This window comes from Methanospirillum sp., assembly GCF_035560735.1.
GTDB lineage: Archaea > Halobacteriota > Methanomicrobia > Methanomicrobiales > Methanospirillaceae > Methanospirillum.
Genome location: NZ_DATMYY010000014.1, coordinates 1 through 3,647, shown reverse-complemented (window position 1 = coordinate 3,647; position 3,647 = coordinate 1). Strand labels below are relative to the sequence as shown.

The 3,647-nt window shown below is 43.2% G+C and carries 1 protein-coding gene; it reads left to right on the top strand.

Going from position 1 to position 3,647, the window contains the following annotated elements; genetic code table 11:
* On the top strand, positions 1–3,647 hold a 3,647-nt coding region (locus tag VN429_RS00325; protein ID WP_325628552.1), incomplete at both ends, for a non-ribosomal peptide synthetase family protein.

Sequence of the window (3,647 nt, the reverse complement as noted above, 5' to 3'; positions counted from 1 at the left end):
AACCCAGGTGATCCATTCCTTTTTTACCAGGTTTGATCTTGAAAAAGCCCCGCTGGTAAAGGTAAAACTGGTTCAATGTTCACCAGAACACTTTATTCTCCTACTTAATATCCATCACATTATTGCTGACGGAATGTCAATATCGTTGATATTTGATGAACTATCCCGGATTTATTCAGGACAAGATCTTAAACCGCCAGCATTTCAGTTCCAAGATTATGCAGTCTGGCTAAATACACTTGAGAAAGAGGGATTATTAAAAGAAAATGACTCTTTCTGGATAAAGTATCTGACAGGATACCGGCCTGCAGAATTATTAACAGATAATGAGCGACCAAAAGTTCCTGATTTTACCGGAAAAAGCCGGGAATTTATTCTTGACTCTGATCTCACAATATCACTCCACAATCTTATTGAAAAAAGTGAAACAACCCTTCATTCTACCCTGATGGGAATAATCGGGCTCCTCTATTCGATATATACCCAGCAGAAAGATGTTGTAATCGGGACAACAACAAATGGCAGAGGTCCAGAGGGATCAGATTCTGTTGTCGGGATGTTTGTCGAGACGATACCTGTCAGACTCCAGGTAACCGATGATCTTCCAGTTATTGCGTACCTGCAGCAGGTTCGCGATAATCTCTTCGATCTTTATGATCATCAGCCATTCTCACTTTCTCGTGTGTATGAAACAGTTGCAGAGACAAGAGGTCCGGGAAGACATCCGTTTATCGATCTCAATGTAATCATCCAGAATATGGAAGAAAATTCCTTTGTCGCAGAAGGAATATCATCCACACGTCAGATCTATGACCTGAACCTGGTAAAATTCGACATTAGTATTGCAGCATGGGAAAAAGAAGGGCATATATTCTTTAAAATTGATTACCGGAGCCCTCTTTTCTCAGATGACACAATCAGGTACCTTGAGCTGCATCTGCTCTCTCTGATCCGCTCAATTTTATCAGACTCCTCGAAAAATGCAGGGGATTATGAACTCATCGATGACGAAGAGAGAGCATTTCTTCTCAATGAGGTTAACAACACAAAAACGCCCCTTCCGGAGTGGATTACAATTGGTGAGGCAGTCACCAGATCATGTCTCCAGTACCCGGAGAAACGGGCTATAGTCGCTCCTGACGGATGCATAACCTATAGAGAACTTAATATAATTTCAGATAGGATTGCAGGAAAGATATTTGCAAGTGTCAAAGATGCAAATATCAGGCATGACTCAATAATCGGGATAATCGGAGACCGATCATTTCTCACAGTTGCCGCAATGGTTGGAGCACTGAAAGCAGATACTCCCTATGTAGTCCTCGATCCTGGCTATCCTGAGGATAGGATTAGGTTTATTCTCGATGATACCAAAGCCTGTCTGCTCATTGGATCAAAAAAGTCCCTGGAAATATTATCTTGTCAGTATTCTGGCCCCAAGATCAATCTTGACACTTTGACTGGCGATGTAGGAGATGACTCAGATGATACACAGATTCCGGTTCCATCTCCGTATGATCTTGCATATCTCATTTATACATCTGGTTCAACCGGGAAACCAAAAGGGGTTATGATAGAACACCATTCAATGGTGAACTTCATAGCATGGTATACTCGTCATCACCAATTTGATTCAGGAAGCAGGAGTCTTGAATTTGCATCGCTCTCGTTTGATGTTTCAGTAGTTCAGATATTTGCTCCTCTGGTAACTGGAGGAGAGTTACACATTATTCCAGAATCACTCAGGCTATCTCCCCATGATCTTGACAGGTACTGCGAAGAGAACAGGATTACCCATGCCCATTTCCCAACACAATTTGCAGAACAATTCATCCAGGTGTGCAGCAACATATCGCTCAAACGACTGGTAGTCGGTGGAGATCGTCTCAACCGGTATAAACTCGGAACCTATCAACTTGTAAATGAATACGGACCTACCGAGACGACCATGGCATCGACCAGCACCGAAATACAGAGTGTTGTCCCAAATCCTCCAATTGGGTACCCAATTGCTAATACCAGGATTTATGTTCTTGGAACAGGGGGCACCCTTCTACCAATAGGAATACCAGGAGAACTATATATTGCGGGTGAAGGGGTATCGCGTGGATACCTGAACAATCCGGATTTAACAAGCGAAAAATTCCTCCCTGACCCGTTTGTTCCCGGAGAACGTATGTACCGGACAGGTGACCGAGCAAGGATTCGCTCTGATGGAATGCTGGAATATATCGGGAGGATTGACTTTCAGGTAAAGATTCGTGGATACCGGATTGAACCAGGAGAGATCGAGTCAGCTATCAGAACCATACCTGGTATCAATAACGCTGTTGTTCTGCCAATTGACGACCCCTCCATCGGAAAGTATCTGTGTGGATATTACGAGGCAGATTCACCCCTGGCTGAGTCTGAACTCAAATCATCAATGCGGAGAATTCTCCCTGAATACATGATTCCTGCAAGATTTGTTCATCTTGTTTCGTTTCCCTTAAACCGAAACGGAAAGGTGGACAGAAAGTTGCTTCCCGGTCCCAATACTATTCAATCATGCGATACTTCCTATGAATACCCCAGAAATCAGACAGAACAACTTATCGCAGATGCATGGAAGAAAGTTCTTGGAAAGTCCTGTATCAGCATCACTGATGACTTTTTTGATATAGGTGCAGACTCACTCCGTGCGATTGCTCTTCTGATTGAACTGGAAAAGAACTTCAAAGTTTCAATATCTGATATCTTTTCCTTTAGAACAATAGCTGATCAGGCAGCGAGCTTACCCAGAAGTGAATCCGGATTTGCAGACAGGATTCCTCTCCTCATCAACCTGTTACAATCACCAGAGCGAACACCAGATGTCATAGGAAAGGAAACTGCTTACACAGATACAATCCACAACTTTGATTGGAACAACTGTAACCTGGAGTTAAAACGGGATTACAAGACCATTCTGCTAACCGGGGTTACTGGTACACTTGGAGGATATCTCCTTAGAGATCTTCTTGAACTGACCGATTATGATGTTGTGGTTATTGCACGGGGCCACGATCATACAGATGCACAAAACCGCGTAACAAGGAGAATGGAAGAATCATTCGGATCAGGTTGCCTGAAGCCATACCTGAAAAGAGTTTCAGTAGTTCAGGGTGACTTGAGTTCTGACCATTGTGGCCTAGATGATGACACCTGGGACAGGCTTTCTCTCCAGGTAGATGTTATCATTCACTCTGCAGCTCTTACCAAGCACATCGGTGATTACCAGGAATTTTACAAGGCTAATGTTTTAAGCACTCAAAACCTTCTGTCACTCTGCTTACACGGAAACCGAAAGGATTTCCATTATATTTCAACGGTATCTGTTGGAAGCGGTCTTATCACTGAAAGTCAGGGCATATTTTTCTCTGAAGACTCCCTGGATATCGGGCAGGAACTCGAGAATCCTTATGTAAAGAGCAAGTTTGAAGCAGAAAAACTGGTTCAAAATGCTCGTAAACAAGGGCTCATTACAACAATTTTCAGGGCAGGAAATATCACTTTTGACTCTGAAACCGGGTCATTCCAGCAGAACGTTGAGGATAATGCATTTTTCCAGCAAATAAGGGCATACGTAAACCTGGGTCTGGTTCCTGATCAGTATGATCAGAGGAACC